Here is a 24756-nt window from a genome sequence, read left to right on the forward strand (position 1 = left end):
ATTATTACTCCCTTCAAGCTCTAGTTGCCGAATTTGTGATGTGGCAGATTTTGTTCTTACAAATGGTTTATATAATGAGCATCGCATCTCCAAAGCTAAAGAATCTATACCGTTGTCTCACAGCTTCTTCGTAGGCATGAAGTACATGCTCTCTTCCAGCGAGTGCACTTACTAACATAATCAAGGTTGATTTCGGTAAGTGAAAATTCGTTATTAATCCATCAATCGCTTTAAATGTGTACCCTGGAAAAATAAAAATATCTGTCCAGCCACTAGATTCTACAAATTGTCCATTATTTGCTGAAGCAATAGTTTCAAGTGTTCGTGTAGAGGTTGTCCCTACAGAAATGATTTTCCCACCACTTTGCTTTACTTGATTTAATAATCTCGCCGTTCCATCCGTCATTTGATAGAATTCGGCATGCATTTCATGCTCATCAATGTCATCCACACTCATTGGTCTAAAGGTTCCAAGACCTACATGCAATGTAATAAACGCAATATGAACACCCTTCACTTTTATATCTTCAAGTAATTGTTCGGTAAAATGCAATCCTGCTGTTGGTGCCGCGGCAGAACCACGCTCACGCGCAAATACTGTCTGATACCTTTCCCGATCGTCCAACTGCTCCTTAATATAAGGTGGCAATGGCATTTCACCTAATTGATCCAGCACTTCATAAAAGATTCCTTCGTATTGGAAGGTTAATAATCTTCCACCATGATCACTCTCACCAGTACATACTGCTTTTAACAAACCATCACCAAATGAAAGAACCGTACCTACTTTAACCCGCTTCGCTGGTTTGACTAACGTTTCCCACGTTTCGCCTTCAGTTTGCTTAAGCAGTAAGACTTCTACTTTCGCCCCGGTTTCTTCTTTCACCCCAAAAAGTCTAGCAGGTAGTACACGTGTATCATTTAATACAAGGCAATCTCCCTCATTTAAATACTGTAATACACTTCTAAAATGAGAATGATTGATATCACCATTCTCCTTATTTAATATCATTAATCGAGAAGCTTCACGATCCTCTAAAGGTGTCTGTGCAATTAACTCCTCTGGCAAATCAAAATCAAACAAATCTACTTTCATCATGTTCACCTATTTCACAAGTTATCCTAGTAGGACACAATCAGTCCCACCTTTAATTTTATCGAAAACGTCCAATGACATAAAAGACGAGCGATAAGATGATGCTTACAACAATCGAAGTCACAATTGGAAAATACACAGTCGTGTTCCCTTTTTTGAAGACGATATCACCTGGTAGTTTACCAATAAATTGCCATATCAATCCGATGATGACAAAAACAATCCCGATAATAATAAACATTTTCCCCATCTTCTCACTCCTTTGGGAAGTCCATTTGAAAATGCTTGTATACCTGATCAGTCACAATTCGTCCGCGTGGAGTTCGCTGTAGAAAACCAATTTGCAATAAGTATGGCTCATATACATCTTCAATTGTATGTGATTCTTCGCCAATCGTCGCTGCAATCGTATCTAAGCCAACTGGCCCCCCACGAAATTTCTCAATGATTCCTTTAAGTAATTTATGGTCAATATGATCTAATCCTAAACGGTCTACCTGGAGTAATTCTAACGAGGAATGGGCTAATTCTTCAGTAATAATACCATTCCCACTTACTTGCGCATAATCTCGCACTCGCCTTAGTAAGCGATTCGCAATACGCGGTGTCCCTCTTGAACGCCTTGCTACTTCGATTGCCGCTATTGGATCAATTTCAACATCAAGGATCAATGCGGTTCGCTCAACTATATCTGCAAGCTGTTCCTCATTATAGTACTCAAGTCTGCTTAACACTCCAAATCGATCTCGAAGTGGTGCTGACAACATCCCTGCTCGCGTAGTTGCTCCTACTAATGTGAAGGGCGGTAGATCCAGTCGGACTGAACGAGCACTTGGCCCCTTCCCAATCACGATATCCAAACAGAAATCCTCCATCGCTGGGTACAGGACTTCCTCAACTGAACGTTGCAGGCGATGAATTTCATCAATAAATAGCACATCTCCTGGTTCAAGAGCAGTTAAAATCGCAGCAAGATCTCCAGGCCTCTCAATCGCTGGACCTGAAGTGGTTCGAATATTAACACCCATCTCACCAGCGATAATCGTAGCAAGCGTCGTCTTTCCAAGACCTGGTGGACCATATAATAAGACATGATCTAAGGTTTCTTGCCGCATTTTTGCCGCTTTAATAAAGATTGCAAGGTTTTCCTTCACCTTTGTTTGACCAATATATTGATCAAGTGTCTGGGGTCTTAGACTTTGTTCAAATGACGATTCTTCGTAGTCGGTTTCACCAGAAACTAGACGATCCTCCATCCTGTTCTCCCCCTACTTTAAAAGCTTTTGTAATGCCTTTTTAATATATTGATCGGTTGTCATCACTTCAGAAATCAGCTGTGGTACGACTTTATTAATTTCACGTTCGGCAAAGCCTAGAACCTTCAGAGCCTCAACTGCTTCTTCTAGTGCAGTTGATGGAGTCTGTGGATTCACTTCTGCTTCATAATCTTCAGCAAACAAATCAATCTCTGGATGTGAAATTAAGTCTGTTAGCTTCCCTTTTAAGTCTAAAATCATCTGACGTGCGGTTTTCTTTCCTACACCCGGAAACTTCACAAGATATTTCTCATCTTCATTCTCAATCGCAGAAACAACCTGTTGAACTTGTCCTGAAGCTAATATTGCTAAACCACCCTTTGGACCAATTCCCGATACATTTAACAGCTTAACAAATAAAGCTCTCTCTTCACGAGTCTTGAATCCGTATAATGCGAGTACATCTTCTCGTACATGTTGATATGTATAAACAGTCACAAGCTCCTTCGCATTTTTACGGAACACAAATGGATTAGGCGTGTAGACTAAATAACCAATTTGATTACTCTCAATAACAATATATTCTGGATTTACATAATCAATGTATCCTTTAATAAACTCTATCACTTACAATAATCTCTCCTCTTCTTTGCTGTACCCCATTTTATCATATTCATTAGAAAAAGACACAGCAATCAACAATAAAAAAGACTAGGAGATGGACTCACTAGTCTACTAAGTACTTAAATTTCATGGAGATGAGGTGTATGTACGATATGTTTCGAGCACATTAATGTATTCTGCTTTATTTCCGACCTTAATTCCTTTTTTCAATAAATTATGCTGTCTGCTCTCCAGTTTTTCCACATCAATCTGGAAGAAGGATTGAATGACTTTATTAGATGAGTTTGGTTTTCCATCAAAAATGGTTAATACACCTTCATCACTAATTCCAAAATATCCATTCGATTTCAGAAGAGGAGAAATATCATCAACATGCTGTTGAAACACGACCTGCTCTTCATCGTGATGAATCAACTGCCAATCTTCATATTGTGCCCAAAAATCCTCCATCGCCCATATGGTTTCCTCAAGGATTTCCTCGCTGACCTCACCATCTAAATACACGCGTTCCAAAATAACAGTTAACGTTAATGGATCGTTGATATCATTAGGCACATCCATCTCTGGTTGACCAGTAAATGCAGATAATAAGAAAAGAACTCCGACCATTATTGAATATATAAGCATACGTAACATACTATCACCTCACACTTGGATAAATCTTACTAAATCATCTGATATGACTAGTTTGACCACTTCTATTCGTTTTATCCAAAATTTATCAATTTCATTTTTAGATCATAATAAAAAGCAGTCAGCACTAGGCTGACTACTTTGGCCTACATTTAGCGATTGTTTGTTGTTTCAAATGGACGACGTACAGTTTGTCCAATATTTTCAAATAAATCGCCAAGATCATTATCAATTGTGTCTCTTGTTGTTTCACCATTTCTCATATCGTTATTGATGTCACGAACACGAGTATATGTCGCTTCATCAGTTACAACATGGATATCTTTTCCTTTAGCTAATGACTTAACTGTCTTCTCGACCTCATTCGTTACATTCTTATCATTATCATCATTTGTGTCAATTGCAACTAACACATTATTGCCCATAATAACCGCATGAGCATCTTCAACATGATTAATTTTTTCTACACGTTCAACAATTCGATCTGTTAGATTGCCGTTATAAGTGTTGTAGTATGCAGACGATCTCGGACGGTCCGTTGTATTATTAATGTGACCATGATAATTCGTATCAGCATATCCGTGACCATTGTGAGTTAATGTACGGTTTCCTTGCTGTGAATAAGGATTCCCTGGTGTTGGATATGGATCAACATTACGTGTCCCAAATGTTGAATGACGGTCTCGCTCTACTGTATTCCCAGTATTTTGGTTACGATTAGGGTTATATCGTAATCCACTAAAAAAATTATTATTTAAACGCCCTTCATCATTGTTATTGATTCGTGCTTGTGAATCACGATTGTTTCCTAACGTGCCAAAGTTACCGTTTCTGTTAGTTGTGTTATTTCTGTTTGTGCGTGCACCACCACGATTATTATCATCACCCGCACGATCTAACAGTTCAGTAATAGGACCATCATTGTCTGTCATTGTCCTCGCATTGCCATTTCGGTTCGTGTTTTCGTTTGAGTAATAACCAATAGGTCTTGTCGCCTCTGTTTTGTAATTAGTATCCATTGCACTGTTGTTATTGCCAGCACAACCTACTAAACCACCCATCATCATTGCTGTTGCAGACAAAGTAACTAATGTTTTTCTCAAGCGCAAATACCCCCTCTATAGGCTTCGCATCAAAAAAAGAAGCAAGAAACAAATCCCTTTTTTGACGCTCATATATAGAGTGTCTTGAAAAACCATTATTTATAGCTGTTAGTTATTTGAAGCCACAAACAGAAAAAAGCTAAACTGAGTGCTCAGCTTAGCTTTGGATGAACGATTTAATCATCATCTTCATCGTCAAAATCAGGGTATTCAAACATTCCTCGTGTTGGATCAAAAGGATTTACTCCGTTTGCAGGCATTCCATATCCTGGCATTGCTCCTGGATAGCCTGGTGCTTGTGGCATTCCCATTCCCGGCATTGCTCCTGGGTAACCTGGTGCTTGTGGCGTTCCCATTCCTGGCATTGCCCCTTGATAACCTGGTGCTTGTGGCATTCCCATTCCCGGCATTGCTCCTGGATAACCTGGTGCTTGTGGCATTCCCATTCCCGGCATTGCTCCTGGATAACCTGGTGCTTGTGGCATTCCCATTCCTGGCATTGCTCCTGGATAACCTGGTGCTTGTGGCATTCCCATTCCTGGCATTGCTCCTGGATAACCATGAACTGGTGCACCGAAACCAGGAACTTGAGCAGGCAATGTTTGCGGAGTACTTACTGGTTTTGGACCACCACAACCGCAATCTTTGCCACCTGCTGTTGTTGGAATTCCGGGTCCCATCCCTTGAATTGGGTAAGGTGCTGGAGCTGGTAATGGTTGATAACCTATCGGTGCTCCTTGTGGAAACGGAGCAGGTTGATACCCTACAGATGCTCCTTGTGGTGCATATGGATAATCGTCACCATCAAAGCCCATTTCATCAGCAGGACTAGGTTCTGGGTAACCTTGGTATTGCGCTCCCGCAACTTGTGAAGGTGCATATCCACCATATGGTGCTGGAATAAATGGTGCTCCATTAGCTGGCATCCCCGGATTCCACGGTGGTGCTGGTGGTAAATCAATATCATCTTCATCATACTCAACAGGAATATTTGGTTGGAAACCTTGAGCTGGTGCTACTGGCGCATATCCTTCCCCTACTGGTGGTGCTGGGAATGGTGCTCCTTGTGGTGGATAGCAGTCAAATCCTGCTCCAGGCATGACAGGTGTAATTGGCTGACAATAAGGATCGTTCACATCAGTTGCTGGTGCAACAGGCATCTGAGGTGCTGCTTCTGGGAATTTTGGCATTTCAGGCATTTTTGGAGGTGCAACATCCTCAACGGATTCGACCTCGTCTACTTCTGGTTTCATCATTCCTGGTAAAATGTTTGCTGGAGCTGGTGGCATATTAATTTCTGGAGCGAAATTCCAATTATGGATATCAACATCAACCTGTGTTGGCATCTTTGGAACATAAGGTGCTTTAGGTGGTAGATTATTATCGAGATCTTTTTTAGGTAGAGTTTCTTCTACATCCATTACTGGTAAAGGCTGTGGGGAGAGATCCTTGTACGGATGCTCCGCTTTTACTTCCTCTTTCTTTACTTGAGCTTCTTTAATCACTGTTTCTTTAATAGGGCTAATATTCGCATTTGCATTGGCCTTTGCTTCCTTCTTCACATGAACATTCCCACTCGGGATTTTTATTTTCATCCCAGGCATAATCATATCAGGATTGCTCAGTTGGGAATTCAGCTTTTTTAATTCTTCGAAATCTACGCCATATTTTTGAGATATTTTCCAAAGAGTATCTCCTTTTTGCACTATATGGATTTTCACGTGATTTTCCCCTCCTGTACATAAGTCTATACATACTATGTGACGTTAGGCAAAATGCCACTAATCTTCAACAAAACTTATGCTAAAACGGGAAAGATTATGATTAACTTCGAATGAAACAGTGACAAATAAAAAAGGCTAAATGAGTCCATTAAGAAATCATTCAGCCTTTACCTTTAATGTTGAAGCATTCGTTCTAATGCAAGGATAGCATCCTTAGAGGTTTGCTCATCAACTTTTATTTGGTTTGTAGTTAATCCTTTTTCTACATTCTCTAATGTCCATAGTAGATGTGGGAGGTCAATTCGATTCATTGTTAGACAAGGACACATATTTTGATTAAGAGAGATGATTTCCTTGTCAGGATGTTGATCAATAATCCGTTTTACAAGATTCATTTCTGTGCCAATTGCCCATTTGCTGCCTGTTGGTGCATTATTGATTGTATCAATAATATATTTTGTAGATCCAGCATCATCTGAAAGGGCAACAACCTCTCTCGAACATTCAGGATGAACTATAATTCTCATATCTGGTTTTGCTGCTCTTACTTCTTTAATATTATTTACAGTGAAATTCTCATGTACTGAACAATGACCTTTCCATAGGATCACTTTCACATCATCAAGATTTCCTTCAAACTCAAATTGGTTTGTAATCGGATTCCATACAGCCATTTGATCTAGTGGAACCCCAAGGTCAAACGCCGTATTTCTTCCTAAGTGCTGATCAGGTAAGAAGAGGATTCTTTTCTTCTGTGTAAATGCCCATTCTACCATTTCTTTCGCATTAGATGATGTCACAGTAGCACCACCATTTTTGCCAACAAACGCTTTAATTGCAGCAGTAGAATTTACATATGTTAATGGTAGAATGGTGTCTCCAAACCTCTCCATTAACACGTCCCAGCACTTTTCTGTTTGCTCCATGTTTGCCATATCTGCCATCGAACAGCCTGCACGCATATCAGGTAAAATGACAATTTGGTCTTCTGTTGTCAAAATGTCTGCAGTCTCAGCCATAAAATGAACACCACAAAAAACAATATATTTTGCTTCCTTATTCTTAGCTGATACTTGGGCTAATTGTAAGGAATCCCCTGTTGAATCAGCAAATTTTATTACTTCATCCTTTTGATAATGATGCCCTGGAATAAACAAAGATTTCCCCATCTTTTCTTTAATTTCTACTACACGTGCCTCCATTTCTTCCATCGACAAATACTTATAAGACTCAGGCATCATTTGATTCTGTTCATTTTTCAATACATCTAATAAATTCATTATTACTCCCCCTTGTTCCCTACATTGAAGCTTATATCTAATGATTTAACTGAATGTGTTAATGCCCCTAAAGAGATATAATCTACCCCAGTGTTTTGATAAGCAGATAGCATATCGATTGTGATTCCGCCTGATGCTTCTGTCTTAATTCCTTCTGGAACGAGCTGAACAAATTCCTTCACTTCGTCTGGTGTACGATTATCAAACATAATGACGTCAACCTTTGCTTCAATTGCTTCAAGGACTTGTTCTTTCGTTTCTGTTTCAACTTCGATTTTGACCATATGACCTAGTTTCTCTTTCGTAGCGTTTACTGCGTTCATGATTGACCCAGCAAACGCGATATGATTGTCTTTAATCATGACACCATCATAGAGGCCAAACCGATGGTTATACCCACCACCACAGGTTACAGCATATTTTTCTAGCATCCGTAAGCCAGGTGTCGTTTTTCGCGTATCACATATCCTTGTATGAGTACTATTTAGTGAATTTACTGCACGGTGAGTGAGTGTTGCAATTCCACTCATTCGCTGTAGCAAATTTAAAATCACACGTTCTCCTGTCAATAGCTGCCCCATTGGTCCTTTTACAATTGCAATGACCTCGCCTTTTTCAACAAATTCCCCATCTTTTTTGAATAATTGAACATCAATTGAAGAATCTAAGAGAGCATAACCAGCTGGAATAAGCTCAATCCCTGCTAGAATTCCGTTTTCTTTTACAATCATTTTTCCTTCGCCTATCATGGTCCGTGGAAAGATAGCTTCACTTGTTAAATCACCTTCCCCTATATCTTCAATAAAAAACTGTTGCAGCATTTGAGTTAATTTGATTCGATTCATTTATTTCACTCCTAACTAAGGATTGATCAACCGTGAACATAACTTGGTTGTTATGTCTAATAATTTCATTGTTTTGCCATTTGTCTAATGACATTGGATAGTCACTTCGAAAATGACCTCCTCTACTTTCTGTTCTTACTATGGCTGATGTAATGATTAACCAGCTTGTAGTTAACATATTAATGACCGCCACTTCTTCTTTTGTCCCTTTAATCAACGGTCCCTTCAACCAATGAGGTGAAAGATATTGCTCTACCCAATTTTTCACAAAAGTGAGGCCGTTCAAATCACGTTCAATTCCAACATAAGTTGTCATCATCTTTTGGATTTCATTTTTTTCTGGTAAATCTGCTTTAAAAGGTTTAATGTCCCTCACGGTATTTAAATGGGATGAGATCGTTTGATTGTGTTGTTCAAGAATTACTTGTGCGAGGTTATGACCAAAGACTATTCCCTCAAGTAATGAATTACTAGCTAAACGGTTAGCACCATGAACACCAGTACACGCAACTTCACCAACCGCATATAAACCAGGAATTGAGGTCTCACCTTTTGTATTGGTCTTAATTCCACCCATCATGAAATGAGCACCAGGTGCAACTGGAATTAGCCCTTTACTTAAATCAATCCCCGCCTCTTCACATATTGAGGTAATCGTCGGAAATCGTTTATCAAAGTGAGGGATCATAGATATATCTAGGTATACATTTCTCCCTTGACTTCGTTCGTATTGAATCGCACGTGCGACAACATCCCTTGGTGCCAGTTCAAATTGTTGATGAACGCCTTCCATAAATCTGTATCCTTGATCATTTATTAAAGTGGCCCCTTCGCCTCTTACTGCTTCTGAAATGAGACCTTTATTTCCATTAGCTGTATATAGCAGTGTTGGATGGAATTGAATGAATTCAAGATCAGAAAGCTCAGCCCCAGCTCTAAAAGCAATACTTAATCCGTCACCTGTCATTCCTTCTGCATTAGAAGTCACCTCATATAATCCACCACAACCGCCTGTTGCTAATATGACATGTCTTGCAATATAGTTCTTAACTATACCGTGTAAGTCTATTGTGGTAATACCTGAACATTGTCCATTCTCTAGAATGAGGTCAATGGCCATTTCTTGTTCAACAAATGTAACCTTTTCTTTAAGCTGATGAAGCATAAATTCCACAAGTAATTTACCAGTGGCATCTCCTCCTGCATGTAAGATGCGATTGCGATTATGAGCACCCTCTTTGCCTAAATCAATCGTACCGTCTTCTTTTTGATCAAAGATCATTCCCTCTTCAATTAGGTTCTGAATTCTGATTGTTCCATCCTTCACAAGTTGCTTAACAGCACTGTCTTTGTTATGGAAACAACCTGCCACAATCGTATCGTGATAATGATCCTGCCAATCGTCATGTTGATCAATGACTGCAGCTACTCCACCTTGAGCGAGCATTGAATTACTATCTTCTAGCCTTGATTTTGTGATAATCATCACATTCTTATGTTTACAAAGCTGCTTTGCAGCTGATAAGGCAGCAATCCCACTTCCGATAATTACTACATCAGTAAAAGGCATCATGTAAGCCCCCTATACTCATTAAGTGTCTTGACACCTATATTTACACATATCAACCTAAATGACAAGACTTTTTTTATTTCAATAATCTGCTAGAATTTATGTATTGGTGCCTGTCACCACCCGTTTTTTGTCGAATGGAGGTCTATGATGATTTATTTAGATTATGCAGCTACAACTCCTATGAGTGAGCAAGCTATTGAAGTGTATAGTGAAGTCGCAAAAAATGTTTTCGGAAATACAAGTAGTTTACATGACATAGGCACAAAGGCTAATTCACTGTTAGAACATGCAAGAGCTGAGTTAGCTTCATGTATAAATGGAATGAAGGATGGGGTTTATTTCACCAGTGGAGGAACGGAATCGAATCATTTAATTCTTGAAACCATTATCAGATCCTATCAAGGGAAAGGAAACCATATTATTACAACTAAGATCGAACATTCCTCTATCATTAATTTCTTTAACAAGCTAGAACAAGTTGGATATGAGATTACTTATCTTCCCGTTGATACCAATGGAAAAGTAAATATAGCAGACCTTGAACAAGCAATTAAACCAACAACGATTCTAGCTTCGATTCACCATGGTAATTCAGAAATCGGAGTAATCCAGGATCTCGAAGCTATCGGTAAGCTTCTAAAAGAACATTCGATTATCTTTCATAGTGATTGTGTGCAAACATTTGGTAAACATCCAATTGATGTGGTACAACTGAATCTAGATGCTATTTCTATCTCAAGTCATAAAATCTATGGTCCCAAAGGAGTAGGTGCAGCTTTTCTACATCCTGCTGTTCATTGGAAACCGATTTATCCAAATACGACTCACGAGAATGGCTTTCGACCTGGTACAATCAATTTACCTGGAATTGCAGCTTTCGTTACTGCAGCCCAGCAGATATGTGAACAGATGGAATTTACTCAGAACAACTATAAAGAATTACGTGAGCATCTAAAACAAGGCCTAACCTCTTTAGAAGACAATATCGATATCATTGAAAATTCTACTCATCAACTGCCACATATTGTTGGATTGTGTATCAAAGGCATAGAAGGTCAATATATGATGTTAGAATGTAACCGATATGGCCTTGCGATTTCTACTGGTAGTGCATGCGCGGTAGGACAACAATCCCCTTCCAAAACGATGCTAGCCATGGGCAAAACAAGAGAGGAAGCAAAACAATTTATCCGATTATCCTTTGGAAAATCAACGACATTTGAAATCATTGATCAAGTGATTACAATCTTCAAAAACAGTGTAATAGTGAAATGAAAGTAGGTGACAATCTATGAAGGATAAAAAAATATTAGGTGAGGAACGTAGAGATTTCCTGTTAAATCTATTAAAAGAACGAAGAGAACCAATTACTGGTGGTGAGCTTTCTTCCAAAACAAATGTAAGTCGGCAAATCATTGTCCAAGATATTTCATTGTTAAAGGCTCGAAATGAGCCAATTATTGCAACGAGTCAAGGTTACCTTTACCTCTCACAAGGTCAAGAGCAGCTACATCAACGAGTAGTAGCTTGCTTTCATCAGCCAGATCAAACTGCCGAGGAGCTGAACCTGATTGTTGATAATGGGGTAACCGTCAAAGACGTAATTATTGAACATCCTGTGTACGGTGATTTAACTGCTTCGATTATGGTAAGCAACCGGAAGGAAGTTGAACAATTTCTCGAAAAAATCAACAAAACAAATGCATCTTATCTATCGCAGCTAACGGATGGGACTCATTTACATACTTTAGAAGCTGATTCACAAGGTAAGCTAGAAGCGGCATGCAAAGCCCTTAGTAAAGCAGGCTACCTCATCGAATCATAAAACAAGGCAGCCTAAAACAAAAAAAGAAGCGATTCCCTTGTTAAATGGGAACAGCTTCTTTTTGGTTACTTCAGAAATATGGATAACTACCTAGCACCTTCACAGAGCAGCCTAGTGCCTCTAATTCTGCTATGGCTCCTGGAATTAATACATCATCTATTTGTTGTTCTATATCAATAATGAAGAAATAATTACCTAGCCCTGTTTTCATCGGTCTTGACTCAATTTTTGATAGATTTAACTTACGCCAAGCAAATGCCGATAATACTTGATGTAGAGCCCCCGCTTGATCAGAAGGCAAAGTAATCATTAAGGTTGTCTTATATCCCAATGTATGGAGACCTTCAACCTCAAGAGCTAATGTTGATTTATGTAGAACAACAAATCGAGTGTGATTGTTATCAAAGTCATGAATATTATGTCGCGCAATATTTAGCCCATATTCAGGTGCTGCAAGCTCATTAGCAATGGCTGCAATCGGTTGATCTGGATGTTTACTCACGTATTCAGCCGCTGCTCCAGTACTAGTCATATACTCAATTTTTGCTTGAGGACATGTCTTATGTAGGAATTTATGACATTGAGCAATCGCATGTGGATGTGAATATACACGCTCAATCGCTTCTAGGTTGTTATGATATGTAGGGTGCACCATCAAGTGCTGACGAATCGGTATGACAATTTCCCCGACAATTCTAAGTGGTTGTTCATGAATTAAGTAATCTAATGTTAAATTAACTGAGCCTTCAATCGTATTCTCTAAAGGTACAACCGTTGCATCTACCTCACCCAATTCAGTTGCATCTATACATGATGGAATCGTATCATACGATTTACGAAGACTATTTGGAAAAAATGTTTTTACCGCTTGCTCAGTAAATGTTGCACTTGGACCAAGATATCCGATTAATTCTAATTCTTTCAAACCAACCCTTCCTCCCCTATGCGCCTGTACCAAGGATGTCTACCTTGTCCACAAATTCTAGACGTTTCAGTTTGGAAATCAAATCTGTAATTTCCATAGACATTCCCGAAGTATTTAGTGATAATGTAACATTTGCTTTCCCTCTTAGTGGTATGGTTTGGTGGATGGTGAGCACATTACATCCCGCCTGCGCCACAATAGATAACAATTCTGATAAGGTGCCAGAGCGATCCTCTAAATGGAAGAATAACGAGATAATTTGCTCCTTTACCATCGCATGAAAAGGAAAGACGGTATCACGATATTTATAAAATGCACTTCGGCTTAAATCTACCTGCTGCGCGGCAATCGCGATTGAATCTGCTTTGCCACGTTCTAACAGCTCTTTGGCTTCAAGTGTTTTTCTAATCGCTTCTGGCAATACATCTTCTCTAACAAGATAAAACTTCTCATCTAAATTATTTTTAGTTGTCATGCTTCTCCCCACCCCTTTAGGACGACAATAACCAAACCACACGTAACAATTGATAACACGTCAGTTCCCCTCTGACGCTTTATTCTACAAATTCAAATTCAAATTCTAATAACTTAACCGTATCGCCATGCTTTGCACCTAGCTCACGAAGTGCATCATCAATACCCATCCCACGCATCTGTCTTGAAAAACGTTTAATCGATTCATCACGTTCTAAATTCGTCATCTTGAATAGCTTCTCAATCTTATCACCAGAAATAACAAAAGCACCTTCATCATCTCTTGTAATTTTGAAATCACTTTCTTCTTTTTCATGACGATACATAACACGTTTAGAAGCTTCATCTTCCTCAACAATTTCAAGTGGAAACTCTGGTGTTGTTTCAATCAAGTTAGCAATTGTAAATAATAGATCTCTTAACCCTTGGCGAGTGATTGCAGAGATTGGGAAAATCTGAACCTCTTCATCCCCTAATTTCTCTTTGAATGCTTTAAGGTTGTCCTCTGCTTCAGGAATATCCATCTTATTTGCAACAATAATCTGCGGTCTTTCCGTTAAACGAAGATTATATTCCTTCAATTCTGCATTGATTGTTAAGTAATCCTCATATGGATCACGACCTTCTAATGCAGACATATCAATTACGTGAACAATAACACGCGTTCTTTCAATATGGCGTAGAAACTGATGTCCTAACCCTATCCCTTCATGTGCACCTTCGATTAATCCTGGAAGATCGGCCATGACAAAGCTTCGGCCATCCTCAGTTTCAACAACTCCAAGGTTAGGAACAATCGTTGTGAAGTGATACTCCCCTATTTTAGGCTTAGCTGCCGATACAACTGAAAGAAGCGTTGATTTACCTACGCTCGGAAATCCTACAAGTCCAACATCTGCTAACACCTTAAGCTCAAGTTGAATTTCACGTTCTTGGCCTGGTTCACCATTCTCTGATATTTCTGGAGCTGGATTTGCAGGAGTAGCAAAACGTGAGTTTCCTCTACCACCACGTCCACCTCGAGCAATAACTTTGCGTTGCCCATGCTGAGTTAAATCAGCAATAACTTCCCCAGTATTTATATCTGTAACAACGGTACCAGGTGGAACCTTAACAACCATAGGTTCAGCATTTTTACCGTGTTGATTTTTTGACATTCCATGCTCTCCGCGCTTTGCCTTGAAATGGCGTTGATAGCGGAAATCCATTAATGTACGGAGTCCTTCTTCTACTTCAAAAATGACGTCGGCACCTTTTCCTCCGTCTCCACCAGCGGGTCCACCCATTGGCACATATTTCTCACGACGATAGGCAACAATTCCGTTCCCTCCATCGCCACCTTTTACATACACTTTGACTTGATCGACAAACATAATTTCCCTCCGGTCTAATCAGCATCCACATTAAATTAAAGCAATCGTTACTAGTAATTCATGAGGATGCACCTCATATTCCATTAATTGAATTTGATCTAACTCTTTCGTTTTTTCGAGTGAATCAGTAATCACTTCTATATTGTTTATTATTCCACTAAAATCAAAAAGAAAACGAACTTCTTCTTCGAACAATTCAATCGTAATCAATAATTGATTTTCTCCATTTACCTCCGTACAGCCTTCAATTAATTGAAAGAATTGCTCACACCAAGCTGTCATGCTTACATCATAGCTTGATAAATCACGTGCATCTCCAATCACTTCAAATTCGATTGGAAATTTGTGAGTTTCCCAATTATACGTCATCAAAAAAGCGGCTAAGGTTTCAAGCTGAAGGTTCGTAAGTCTAGCCTCATTTTGAGTTTCAATCACAATTTCATCAATAATTTCTTTAACACGATCATATTTAGAAAGAGCTAGATTCCCTTTAATTAATTGTATTTTATTCAACCAATCATGCCTAGAATGCTTAAGAACTTCTACAATACTCCAATCCTTCATCACGATTCCCCTAATAATCCATAATCTTTTTATGTATTAACACACCAGTGGCCAAGCAAAACACAGTAAGTTAGCCCACGTTTTTCTCTAAAATTATAACAGACCTTATGTGAAATTACTATTAAAGAAAGCATTAGGATACCTCAAGGAAGAACAATTGGATGTCTGTATACATTTAGGCAAAAAGAAAACTCTAACCTAGCGGTTAGAGTTTTCAATGAATTAAGCTTCTTGAGCTACTGGATATACACTCACTTGCTTACGGTCACGACCTAGACGCTCAAACTTAACAACACCGTCAACTTTAGCGAATAGAGTATCGTCACCACCACGGCCAACGTTCTCACCTGGATAAATCTTTGTACCGCGTTGACGGTAAAGAATTGATCCACCTGTAACGAATTGACCATCAGCACGTTTTGCACCAAGACGTTTCGAGATTGAATCACGACCGTTTTTAGTACTACCTACCCCTTTTTTAGAAGCGAAGAACTGAAGATCTAATCTTAACATGATATGCACCTCCTGTTAGTTTGTAATTTTTATATATTGTCCATAATCTCTTTCAATTGTCTCTAATGATATGAGCATACCTTCAAGAAGCAATTGTACCTTCTCTGCGATTTCTTGCTTTAAATCAGCAGGAATTTCGCAGCGGAGAAAGCCGCCTTTACCACCTTGCTCAATGCCTGGAACAACACCTGTTAGAGCTTCAATAGCATTGACTGTTCCAAATGAAACAGCTGATGCACCTGCACAAACAATATCCTGTCCACGCTTTGCAAAGTTGGCATGTCCACTCATCGTAAACGACTCAATCAATCCATTTGGTGATCGTGTAATCGTTACTTTAATCATCCATTAACCCTTAAGCGTTGATCTTTTCGATCACAACTTTAGTGTAAGGTTGACGGTGACCTTGCTTTTTACGGTAGTTCTTTTTCGCTTTATATTTGAAAACAACGATCTTCTTAGCGCGACCTTGTTTTTCAACTTTAGCTGTTACAGTTGCACCTTCAACAACAGGGCTTCCAACTTTAACGTTTTCGCCACCAACGAATAATACTTTGTCAAAAGTAACTGTTTCACCTTGCTCTCCGTTTAATTTCTCAACGTAGATTGCTTGGCCTTCTTCAACTTTGATTTGCTTACCACCAGTTTCAATAATTGCGTACATAATTGCACCTCCTATATTTCTAAGACTCGCCATCGTCAGGTGCTTCAGATTACAATAGTCCTCTAAAAACTTAATACCTGGTCTGTGCGGTTGTAGCATGGGTGCTACAAACAATAACATTACAAATATTATCATACGACTACTAGAGTGTCAATATAAAATTATGTTAGACAACTATAATAAACGACTCTTCACTTCAGCCTTTGAACCAATGTGTCGAATTAGATATCCTTGTTCAAGATTAATTCCTTCAGTTACATGAACTGATAGCTGACTAATTTCTTCAAGCAATACATGTTTATTCTCTTCATCAATAAACTTCTTCAATTCAGAACTCACTTCAACCCATACAGCCTCAGCATCTGATCTCAGAAATTCAATTAGTTCTCTTTCTAATCGATAGAAATAGCTACTGGCACTCAGAACCCGCCCAGTCGATTCACAGGGTGAACAGTCAGAAAGCAAGATTTCTTGTAGACTATGCCTTGTTCTTTTTCGTGTAACTTCTACAATTCCCAGTCTTGTAAATCCATACACCGTTGTCTGGTTCTGATCCAATTTTGCGATTGTTTTAAAAGCACTAATCACCTTTTCTCGCTCACTTGGATTCTTCATGTCAATAAAATCAATCAGGATCATTCCGCCGATATCCCGAAGCCTCAATTGTCTTGCAATTTCCTTTGCAGCTTCGATATTTGTGATAAAGGCTGTTTCTTTTTGACTAGCCTTCCCTTGGAATTTCCCTGAATTAACATCAATGATCGTACATGCTTCTGTTTTCTCAATGACAATATATGCTCCATTTGCAAGAGTTACGACCTTATTTAGCGCCTTTTCCAGTTCAATTTCCAGCTGATGACTTTGAAATACATTTTCTTTACCAGAGTATCGTTCCACTTTCCCACCTATTGTCTTACGCAAATACTGATACATCTCAAAGTCATCTACGATGATTTCATCTATTGAATCCACTGAAATTTCTTGAAGAAGCTTTTGAACAAAGGTCTCAGCCTGATATAGAAGAGCTGGTTTATTTGTTAATTTTTGTTGCTTCAATATCGTTTTGTAGATATCTCTTTGCTTATTCAGTTCTGCAAGTACTATCTCTTGCGTTTTGCCCTCACATGCGGTTCGAAAGATTACCCCATCTTCTTGCTGACATTCTTGCTCTCCAAATTGCTTCCACTTCTCTCTTTCAGCCTCATCCTTCAGTTTCCGACTAACAGAAATTGATCGATCAAGTGGCAAATAGACAAGCATTGCCCCAGGTATTTCGATCACTTCTGTTAGCTTCGGGCCTTTGTCACCGACCCCTTCTTTCACAACCTGGACCAATACCTCCTGCCCTTGATGAGCGAAGCTTGAGATACTTTTAGATTGTTTCTGATTTTGATGATTACGTTTATATGATAAGAGCTGGTCACGATGAAGATAACCACTTTTTCCAGTACCGATATCTACAAAAGCTGCTTGAATCCCCGGTAACACATCAGTAATCCGTCCTACGAAAATATCCCCCACGCTCTCCCTTGTAGATGGCTGTTCAATTCTAAATTCAACTACTCTTCCATCCTCAATCAATGCCATTCTTTTTTCACTAGTTTGTACATTTAATACCAATTTCCTCAATTGATTACAGCCCCACTTTGCTTCATTTGCTAACAATTATACCCTATGGAATAGAGTAAAACACTTCTCCAATTGACTGGGTCGTCTTTTTTTCAGAGAAATAAGCGTGCAATAGCTCATTCTCATCAATTTGAGGTTGTAATTGCCCATTCCGTTGAATGATAATCGGGTGCTTATATCCCCTTTGAAACATCCATAGCACCTTTTGGATAGGCTCCTTCTCATCTACATGTAATGGCTTAAGCATGGAAATAGTTCGATGCTTACCATAATAACGTTCTAATAGAAAGCGCATGAGGACAAAATGACGATTTTTAAATTCCATTCCTATAGAATAAACTAGGAAAATCACTATAATCCATAGATTTAATTGGGTTGGATTAATTAAGATAATACCCCCGATAAATAGCAGGAGTGACATTATAGAAACGAGTAACATGATTTGATGTGATTTAAAGAATGAATATCGCCACGAAATGAGAGCAAATAAGAGCTTACCACCATCTAATGGCCAAATAGGCAATAAATTAAAGCAACAAATCATGATATTTTGAAAGATAAATAGCTCTAGCGTTTCTTGAGAAATAATTGATAAATGAAAGAGCCCGTATCCAGCAGCAATCAGCCATACATGTTGCAGAGGACCTGCCATTATGACAAGCACTTCTTCCTTTAATGGGCGATTACCATGCTCCTCCATTTCTGCTACACCACCAAAGGGGAGAAGAAGAATTCTCCTTATTCTCCATGAAAAAAAATGGGCACATAAGGCGTGACCCATTTCATGGACAAAAACAATCAAAAATAACATGAGTAGTTCTCTAAAATGAGCAGTAATAATTGCTAGTCCAATTAATACCCATAATAATGGATGTATATGAATTTTTGATAATATCTTAATCAAACTTAATCACCTGTATTGGATCAATAAATGTTTCACCTTGCTTGATAGCAAAATAAAACATCCCTTTCTCGTTTTCCGTATCAGTCACCTTCCCAACCTCATCCCCTGCTTTCACATACGTATAGAGAGGAACCTTGATTGATTCTAGGTTTCCATACCAGGATTGACTGCCGTCAGCATGCTGAATAATGATCGTCTTCCCAAGATTATCTTTTGTACCTGCAAATGTAACAGTACCACTATTCATAGCTTCGACAGCTGAATTACTGCCCGTTTCGACCATGACACCTTGGCCATTATCTTGAAAGCTCTCGGTTACCCTCCCGGTTGCGGGAACCGCAAATTGTGGAGTCTTCTCTCCTTCAGCAGTCTCCGTTTCAGCATCCTTTTCCTCTGGTGTTGGGAAAAATGCTAGTGGATTTCCGAACTGTTCCTGATACCAGGTTGAAATCGCTGCAAACTGAAAATCATTCTCCATTGTCTTTGAGACAAAATTTCTAGCAGGATCTAAATTTGCTGAGCCATTTTTGAATAAAATCGCAACAATTAAGACGATACAAACCGATGCAAGAATCTTAAACATAAAGACTTCCTTGCTAAACAGTGGATGAGCGTCATTGCCAGATCCTCCTTCAAAGCTAGGAAAATGATCATGTCCAAATTTTTCTTCATCTTTTACGAGAAAGGAGGATGGTTCTCGTTTCTTTTCAGGTAGATTACTAGGGAGTCGTTCACGTTTTCTTTTAGCAATTCTTCTTCTTATTTCATCAGCTCGATGACTCATAGCTACACCATTCCCTTTAACGAAGTTTGTACAATTTTATGACTTGTCCGCGCAGGTTATGACTACTATTAGTAGATTGGTTCAGAATTAACGAACAAAAAAAGAGTTGATCTTTGTTTTGACAAAGATCAACTCTTTTTTTGTTACTGTTTCCGTATATATTGTTGCTTATATTCCCGCAGCCTGAATATACTCCGCGTCCTGCGGGGTGACTGGTGAGCCACCTCGTCGCGATGCTCCTCCTGTGGGGTCTCACTTTGGCCACTAATCCCGCTGGAGTCTCCGTATAATCAATCTGCTAGAACCTTATTAAACTATAGTTTTTTATTTGAACAGAACAAACTTTAAAAAACTTTTGTTAACGAACTCCGAAGAATTTTTTCAATTTTGTAAAGACGCCTTTGTTATCGTCTTCTAAAGATTGAAGTGGGATGCTTTCACCTAAGATTCTTCTTGCAATATTTCGGTATGCAATTCCTGATTTACTATTACCATCTAAGGCAATTGGCTCACCATTGTTTGATGCCTTAATGACATGATCATCATCAGCAACAATTCCAATTAGATCGATCGACAAGTGTGATACAATTTCATCAACATCTAACATATCACCGGTTTTCACCATATGATTTCGAATACGATTGATGATTAATCGAGGAGGCTCAATATCCTCTTTTTCTAGTAAACCAATAATTCGATCTGCGTCACGAACTGCAGAAATTTCGGGTGTCGTAACGACTAATGCGCGATCTGCACCTGCAACCGCATTTTGAAAGCCTTGCTCAATTCCAGCAGGGCAGTCGATGACAATATAATCAAAGTCTTGCTTTAACTCTTCAATAAGCTTCTTCATTTCGTCTGGCTTAACAGCCGTTTTATCACTCGTTTGAGCGGCAGGCAATAAATATAAATGATCATCAAAGCGCTTGTCCTTTACAAGTGCTTGATGTAGCTTACAGCGTTTTTGAACGACATCTACTAAATCATAGATAATGCGGTTCTCAAGACCCATCACAACATCTAGATTTCGTAATCCAATATCAGTATCTACTAAGCAGACTCGTTTACCTGCTAGCGCAAGAGCAGTTCCTACATTGGCAGATGTGGTCGTTTTTCCAACGCCACCTTTTCCTGATGTTATAACAATTGCCTCTCCCACAGCTAGATTCCCCCTTCTAACCTCGTCAAATTCGGCCTTAAATGAATTAACTGTTGTAATCTCTCAATTACAATCGTTTCATTCTCATCAATATAAGCACATTCCATTTCATTTTGCTCGACTTCCTTTTGGCTGGAGTCAGGAGCTCTATTCATTATATTACTTATTCTTAATTGTGAAGGCTTCATCATAGATGCAGCAATCACGGCTTCATTATTTCCATCATATCCGGCATGAGCGATGCCCCGAAGTGCCCCAAGAACAAAGATATTCCCTTCAGCAATCACGGTACCACCAGGGTTCACATCCCCAATTAATAAGAGATCCCCTTCTACCTTAAGTACTTGACCTGAACGAATAATCTTAGCTACAGAAACAATTTCATTTTTTTGTTTTAATGCAAGTGCTTCCGCTTTTGTAATGACATTACCTTCAATCGAATCAACGATTAAATGCTTCTTACTTCTAATGATTGTTCGTAGCTCTTCTTCTTGTACTTTGGTTAAATAACGATTTCCTATTTTCAATCGTACTGCTAATAATGGACTATCTTCACCTTGGCTATGATTTAATGCTAACTTATCCGTTAATTCTGCTACAAGCTCTCGAAATGAACATTGATCATCGAGATGTAATGTTAAGCCATCTTTTGTACCTTTAATTGTAACAAATTGTTGTTTTTGTCCCTTCACGATGTTCACCTCAATGCTTTATATTTCAACAAAAGACCTAGAATTTCCTCTATTCAAGGAAAACTTTTTGGTTTTGACACATGTTATTCTACAACTGATAGCTTATCTACTAACTTTAATAACGGATAAGCCATTATTACGATAAATAAACCATTTAAAATGGTTGTAGAAATCAGTCTTTGCTCGATAAAAATATCCATTGACATTGTTGTAATACCAATTAATAGATTAACACCATAGGTAAACAACTCTAGTAAAACAACACTAATGATTGATAACAGTGAAACGATCACAATATGGTTTTGAAGAATGCCTGCTAGCTTCGAAATTATGTAGGCAATCAGTGGAAAACTAAATAAGTAAATCCCGAGGATTCCTGTGTAAACAATATCAAACAATAATCCAAAGATGGCCCCTTGCAGCATCACTTCATTTCGATTGCCGATCATGGCAACAAATACAATCGTTACGAACAGAAAATGAGGGACGAGCAAATAGTTATTCATAATAAACGAAGCTGGCAACACATCAACGAAGATACTTTCTAAGATAAATAGAAATAATAGGATACTAGGAAGAATTAATCGTCTCATTACTCTTCCTCTCCTTCTTCACTCACTCCAGAATCCATCTTTCGTTCAACAATAATAACGTTTTTGATCTCATAAAAATCAGCTGCGGGTTTGACATAAGCAGTCTTCGTTAGACCATAATTATCCGCAACAACCTCGGTTACTTCTCCAACTAATAAATCGCTTGGAAAAACTCCACCAAGTCCTGAGGTAAGCACCGCTTGTCCTTCCTCAACCTCTACTTCAAAAGGAATTTCCTTTAATAAAAGAGAAGCTTTCTCTTCGTCATAACCTTCAATCACAAAATAACGATCTTTTTCACCTTGGACTTTGGCTGAAATTCTATTTTTTCGATCAGGTGAACTTAGCAGCTGGACTGTCGAATGATAAGCAGATACATTTTTCACCTTACCAATTAACCCTTGAGCAGTAATGACTGCCATATTCGCTTCAACCCCATGCTGGCTACCTCGATTAACTGTAAGGAGATCGTACCAAAGAGTAGGATCTCTGTTTATAACAGTCGCTTGAATACTATCGTACTCGTCTAAGCTTTCGGTTTTATCCAATACGTCTTTTAACTCTTGATTTTCTTTTTTTAGAATTTGAGCTTCTTTTTCAAGTAACACATGACGATCAAGCTTTTCTTTCAATAGCTTGTTTTCTTCATATGTATGTTGAATGTCATTTATATTGTTAAAAAAACCTGCTAAGGATTGGGCGGGCTTATGGAACACTGATTGAACCCACCCAACTGAATCCTTAACAAATTGTTCTGGCCATGTTAATTTGTCTCGGTCTTGTAATGAAAAGCCAATCAATGCCACTAAAATAATTATACTAACAAGCAACAAGATAAGTCTTTTATTTAGAAAAAATTGTGGCACGCGACCTACACCTCTTATTCCCTTATTTCCTTAATACCTTTATTAACGATGATCCTTAGATTTATTTTTAAATAAATGAATATGATCCAGTGCTTTACCTGTTCCAATTGCTACACAATCAAGCGGATCCTCAGCAATTAATACAGGCATGCTAGTTTCTTCACTTATTACTTTATCAAGATTACGTAACAATGCTCCACCACCTGTTAACACAATCCCGCGGTCCATAATGTCAGCAGCAAGCTCAGGAGGCGTTTTTTCTAGTGTGTTCTTCACTGAATCAACAATCGCGTAGACTGTATCATGTAATGCACCAGAAATCTCTTCTGCAGTAATTTCAATTGTTTTCGGAAGTCCTGTCAGAAGATCACGTCCACGAATCTCCATATTGTCGACACCTTCAGGAGAACCAGCAGAACCAATTTCAACCTTGATTGCCTCTGAAGTACGGTCTCCAATCATTAAATTATATGTCTTACGAATGTACTGAACGATCGCATCGTCCATTTCATCACCAGCCACACGGATCGATTGACTTGTAACGATTCCTCCAAGAGAAATAATGGCAACTTCAGTCGTCCCTCCACCTATATCAACAACCATGCTTCCTGTTGGCTCCCATACTGGTAGATTGGCACCAATCGCTGCAGCAAATGGTTCTTCAATCGTATAAGCATCTCTTGCACCGGCTTGTCTTGTTGCATCAATTACTGCTCTTTCTTCAACAGCGGTAATTCCAGATGGAACACACACCATGACATATGGCTTACGAGCAAAGTACCCTTTTTTCACAGCTTGTCTTATGTAATATTTCATCATTGTTGCCGTTGTTTCATAATCAGCAATAACGCCATCCTTCATAGGACGAAGTGCAACCACGTTTCCTGGAGTACGCCCGATCATATTTTTTGCATCATTTCCAACAGCAACAATATTTTTTGTATCTGTTTGTAGAGCAACAACTGAAGGCTCTCTTACAACAATACCTCTTCCTTTAACAAAAACTAACGTATTTGCTGTTCCTAAATCTATTCCAAGGTCTCTTGTACCAATTCCAAACATAAATGTATCTTCCTTTCTGATACGAAAATCCTAAAAGTGATTTTTCATACATGTCTTGATCTCAAAAACTCATAACCATTATTATATCGTAACCATCTGAAAAAAAATAGGGGTTATACATACCCTTTTTCTTTTAAGCTAATATATTTATGTTCACCTATGATAATATGATCTAATACTTCAATTCCGATTATTTTTCCGCATTCTACTAATCGCTTCGTTACATCAATATCTTCACGACTCGGTGTTGCCTTTTATCAATAGTAAAGTGTAGAATTTACATTGAAATTGCTTCCTTTGCTTTGACTACATGTCTTCACTGTTATGTAACTTACTTTATCTTTCGACTTAAAAAAATGTGCTTATCTGCCCTTATGTTTTTGATAAACGCCATGAGATAATAGTGGACCATTTCATTTAGAAAAATATACGAAACACCACTCAAAAATTTTTGAGTGGTGTTTTAATTATTTATATAATATCTCACTAGTGTTGCATTAATTTAAATTCACTATTAAAAATACTCAAAATGTTCAATATTATTATTTTGTGCAAAGAAAAAGTCCTTTATAATGGATTAGTCAGGTGGTAACCC

The 24756-nt window shown here is 38.5% G+C and carries 27 protein-coding genes, 1 pseudogene and 1 other annotated feature; of the genes and pseudogenes, 2 read left to right on the top strand and 26 right to left on the bottom strand.

All coding sequences use genetic code 11. The features are described 5' to 3' along the window. Window positions 1-67: 67 nt before the first annotated feature. From queA to nadB, 10 genes are all read right to left on the bottom strand, one after another. Window positions 68-1096 carry a tRNA preQ1(34) S-adenosylmethionine ribosyltransferase-isomerase QueA gene (gene queA / locus F7888_RS10065; RefSeq protein WP_191779049.1) on the bottom strand — a complete coding sequence of 343 codons (1029 nt, stop codon included), beginning with the start codon at window positions 1094-1096 and terminating at the stop codon, window positions 68-70. 58 nt (window positions 1097-1154) lie between these two features. Further along, window positions 1155-1346 (bottom strand): DUF2905 domain-containing protein, encoded by a 192-nt coding sequence (locus F7888_RS10070; protein ID WP_191779050.1) that lies wholly within the window; start codon window positions 1344-1346, stop codon window positions 1155-1157. A gap of 4 nt (window positions 1347-1350) precedes the next feature. Then, a complete protein-coding gene (ruvB, locus tag F7888_RS10075; RefSeq protein WP_191779051.1) occupies window positions 1351-2352 on the bottom strand; it encodes a Holliday junction branch migration DNA helicase RuvB in 1002 nt (333 codons plus the stop codon). A gap of 12 nt (window positions 2353-2364) precedes the next feature. Then, entirely contained in the window at window positions 2365-2979 is a 615-nt protein-coding gene (ruvA, locus tag F7888_RS10080) for a Holliday junction branch migration protein RuvA (protein ID WP_191779052.1), read from the bottom strand. Window positions 2980-3102: 123 nt separating this feature from the next. Continuing rightward, window positions 3103-3537, bottom strand: a complete 435-nt coding sequence (locus F7888_RS10085; RefSeq protein ID WP_225228724.1) for an intercompartmental signaling factor BofC — start codon at window positions 3535-3537, stop codon at window positions 3103-3105. A 224-nt stretch (window positions 3538-3761) separates the two neighbouring features. Continuing rightward, entirely contained in the window at window positions 3762-4712 is a 951-nt protein-coding gene (locus F7888_RS10090) for a YhcN/YlaJ family sporulation lipoprotein (protein WP_191779054.1), read from the bottom strand. Between the two features lie 176 nt (window positions 4713-4888). Then, window positions 4889-6433, bottom strand: coding sequence for a SafA/ExsA family spore coat assembly protein (gene safA / locus F7888_RS22920; protein ID WP_191779055.1), 1545 nt, complete (start codon window positions 6431-6433; stop codon window positions 4889-4891). A gap of 176 nt (window positions 6434-6609) precedes the next feature. Continuing rightward, the gene (gene nadA, locus F7888_RS10100) at window positions 6610-7716 is read right to left on the bottom strand and encodes a quinolinate synthase NadA (RefSeq protein WP_191779056.1); all 1107 of its coding nucleotides are present in this window, start codon (window positions 7714-7716) and stop codon (window positions 6610-6612) included. A 2-nt stretch (window positions 7717-7718) separates the two neighbouring features. Beyond that, window positions 7719-8561 carry a carboxylating nicotinate-nucleotide diphosphorylase gene (gene nadC, locus F7888_RS10105; RefSeq protein ID WP_191779057.1) on the bottom strand — a complete coding sequence of 281 codons (843 nt, stop codon included), beginning with the start codon at window positions 8559-8561 and terminating at the stop codon, window positions 7719-7721. Continuing rightward, the gene (gene nadB / locus F7888_RS10110) at window positions 8515-10131 is read right to left on the bottom strand and encodes an L-aspartate oxidase (RefSeq protein ID WP_191779090.1); all 1617 of its coding nucleotides are present in this window, start codon (window positions 10129-10131) and stop codon (window positions 8515-8517) included. Before nadB ends, nadC begins: the two co-directional genes overlap by 47 nt. A 147-nt stretch (window positions 10132-10278) precedes the next feature. On the opposite strand from nadB, the gene F7888_RS10115 reads away from it, so the two are divergent. Continuing rightward, complete coding sequence (locus F7888_RS10115; protein WP_191779058.1) at window positions 10279-11409, top strand: IscS subfamily cysteine desulfurase; 1131 nt, start codon at window positions 10279-10281, stop codon at window positions 11407-11409. Between the two features lie 16 nt (window positions 11410-11425). Then, entirely contained in the window at window positions 11426-11959 is a 534-nt protein-coding gene (locus F7888_RS10120; RefSeq protein ID WP_191779059.1) for a transcription repressor NadR, read from the top strand. Window positions 11960-12029: 70 nt separating this feature from the next. On the opposite strand, the gene pheA is transcribed toward F7888_RS10120, so the two are convergent. The 16 genes and pseudogenes from pheA to F7888_RS10200 form a co-directional block, all read right to left on the bottom strand. Further along, complete coding sequence (gene pheA / locus F7888_RS10125) at window positions 12030-12884, bottom strand: prephenate dehydratase (RefSeq protein WP_225228711.1); 855 nt, start codon at window positions 12882-12884, stop codon at window positions 12030-12032. A 16-nt stretch (window positions 12885-12900) separates the two neighbouring features. Beyond that, the gene (locus tag F7888_RS10130) at window positions 12901-13359 is read right to left on the bottom strand and encodes an ACT domain-containing protein (protein ID WP_191779060.1); all 459 of its coding nucleotides are present in this window, start codon (window positions 13357-13359) and stop codon (window positions 12901-12903) included. A gap of 79 nt (window positions 13360-13438) precedes the next feature. Then, window positions 13439-14731: a GTPase ObgE gene (gene obgE / locus F7888_RS10135; RefSeq protein WP_191779061.1), complete on the bottom strand. Its 1293-nt coding sequence runs from the start codon at window positions 14729-14731 to the stop codon at window positions 13439-13441. A 30-nt stretch (window positions 14732-14761) separates the two neighbouring features. Continuing rightward, window positions 14762-15295 (bottom strand): sporulation initiation phosphotransferase B, encoded by a 534-nt coding sequence (locus F7888_RS10140; protein ID WP_225228712.1) that lies wholly within the window; start codon window positions 15293-15295, stop codon window positions 14762-14764. A 222-nt stretch (window positions 15296-15517) separates the two neighbouring features. Next, window positions 15518-15808: a 50S ribosomal protein L27 gene (rpmA, locus tag F7888_RS10145; RefSeq protein WP_191779063.1), complete on the bottom strand. Its 291-nt coding sequence runs from the start codon at window positions 15806-15808 to the stop codon at window positions 15518-15520. A 15-nt stretch (window positions 15809-15823) separates the two neighbouring features. After that, the gene (locus tag F7888_RS10150; protein WP_191779064.1) at window positions 15824-16153 is read right to left on the bottom strand and encodes a ribosomal-processing cysteine protease Prp; all 330 of its coding nucleotides are present in this window, start codon (window positions 16151-16153) and stop codon (window positions 15824-15826) included. Window positions 16154-16163: 10 nt separating this feature from the next. Beyond that, window positions 16164-16472 (bottom strand): 50S ribosomal protein L21, encoded by a 309-nt coding sequence (rplU, locus tag F7888_RS10155; protein ID WP_191779065.1) that lies wholly within the window; start codon window positions 16470-16472, stop codon window positions 16164-16166. 12 nt (window positions 16473-16484) lie between these two features. Continuing rightward, window positions 16485-16574, bottom strand: a sequence feature (ribosomal protein L21 leader region). Between the two features lie 72 nt (window positions 16575-16646). Beyond that, window positions 16647-18101, bottom strand: a complete 1455-nt coding sequence (locus F7888_RS10160) for an Rne/Rng family ribonuclease (protein WP_191779066.1) — start codon at window positions 18099-18101, stop codon at window positions 16647-16649. Between the two features lie 43 nt (window positions 18102-18144). Next, window positions 18145-19005, bottom strand: coding sequence for a M50 family metallopeptidase (locus F7888_RS10165; RefSeq protein ID WP_225228713.1), 861 nt, complete (start codon window positions 19003-19005; stop codon window positions 18145-18147). Further along, complete coding sequence (locus tag F7888_RS10170) at window positions 18998-19789, bottom strand: M23 family metallopeptidase (protein WP_191779067.1); 792 nt, start codon at window positions 19787-19789, stop codon at window positions 18998-19000. Before F7888_RS10170 ends, F7888_RS10165 begins: the two co-directional genes overlap by 8 nt. Window positions 19790-20147: 358 nt before the next feature. Beyond that, window positions 20148-20948: a septum site-determining protein MinD gene (minD, locus tag F7888_RS10175; protein WP_191779068.1), complete on the bottom strand. Its 801-nt coding sequence runs from the start codon at window positions 20946-20948 to the stop codon at window positions 20148-20150. A gap of 2 nt (window positions 20949-20950) precedes the next feature. Further along, window positions 20951-21640: a septum site-determining protein MinC gene (gene minC / locus F7888_RS10180; protein WP_191779069.1), complete on the bottom strand. Its 690-nt coding sequence runs from the start codon at window positions 21638-21640 to the stop codon at window positions 20951-20953. A gap of 83 nt (window positions 21641-21723) precedes the next feature. Then, window positions 21724-22233 carry a rod shape-determining protein MreD gene (gene mreD / locus F7888_RS10185; RefSeq protein ID WP_191779070.1) on the bottom strand — a complete coding sequence of 170 codons (510 nt, stop codon included), beginning with the start codon at window positions 22231-22233 and terminating at the stop codon, window positions 21724-21726. Beyond that, window positions 22233-23099, bottom strand: coding sequence for a rod shape-determining protein MreC (gene mreC / locus F7888_RS10190; RefSeq protein WP_191779071.1), 867 nt, complete (start codon window positions 23097-23099; stop codon window positions 22233-22235). Before mreC ends, mreD begins: the two co-directional genes overlap by 1 nt. Window positions 23100-23141: 42 nt before the next feature. Continuing rightward, window positions 23142-24161 (bottom strand): rod shape-determining protein, encoded by a 1020-nt coding sequence (locus F7888_RS10195; RefSeq protein WP_191779072.1) that lies wholly within the window; start codon window positions 24159-24161, stop codon window positions 23142-23144. Window positions 24162-24274: 113 nt separating this feature from the next. Continuing rightward, window positions 24275-24409, bottom strand: a pseudogene (locus F7888_RS10200) (JAB domain-containing protein); the annotation flags it as partial. Window positions 24410-24756: the final 347 nt, after the last annotated feature.

It is taken from the genome of Litchfieldia stipae, assembly GCF_014837155.1.
In the GTDB taxonomy this organism is placed as follows: domain Bacteria; phylum Bacillota; class Bacilli; order Bacillales; family Bacillaceae_L; genus Litchfieldia.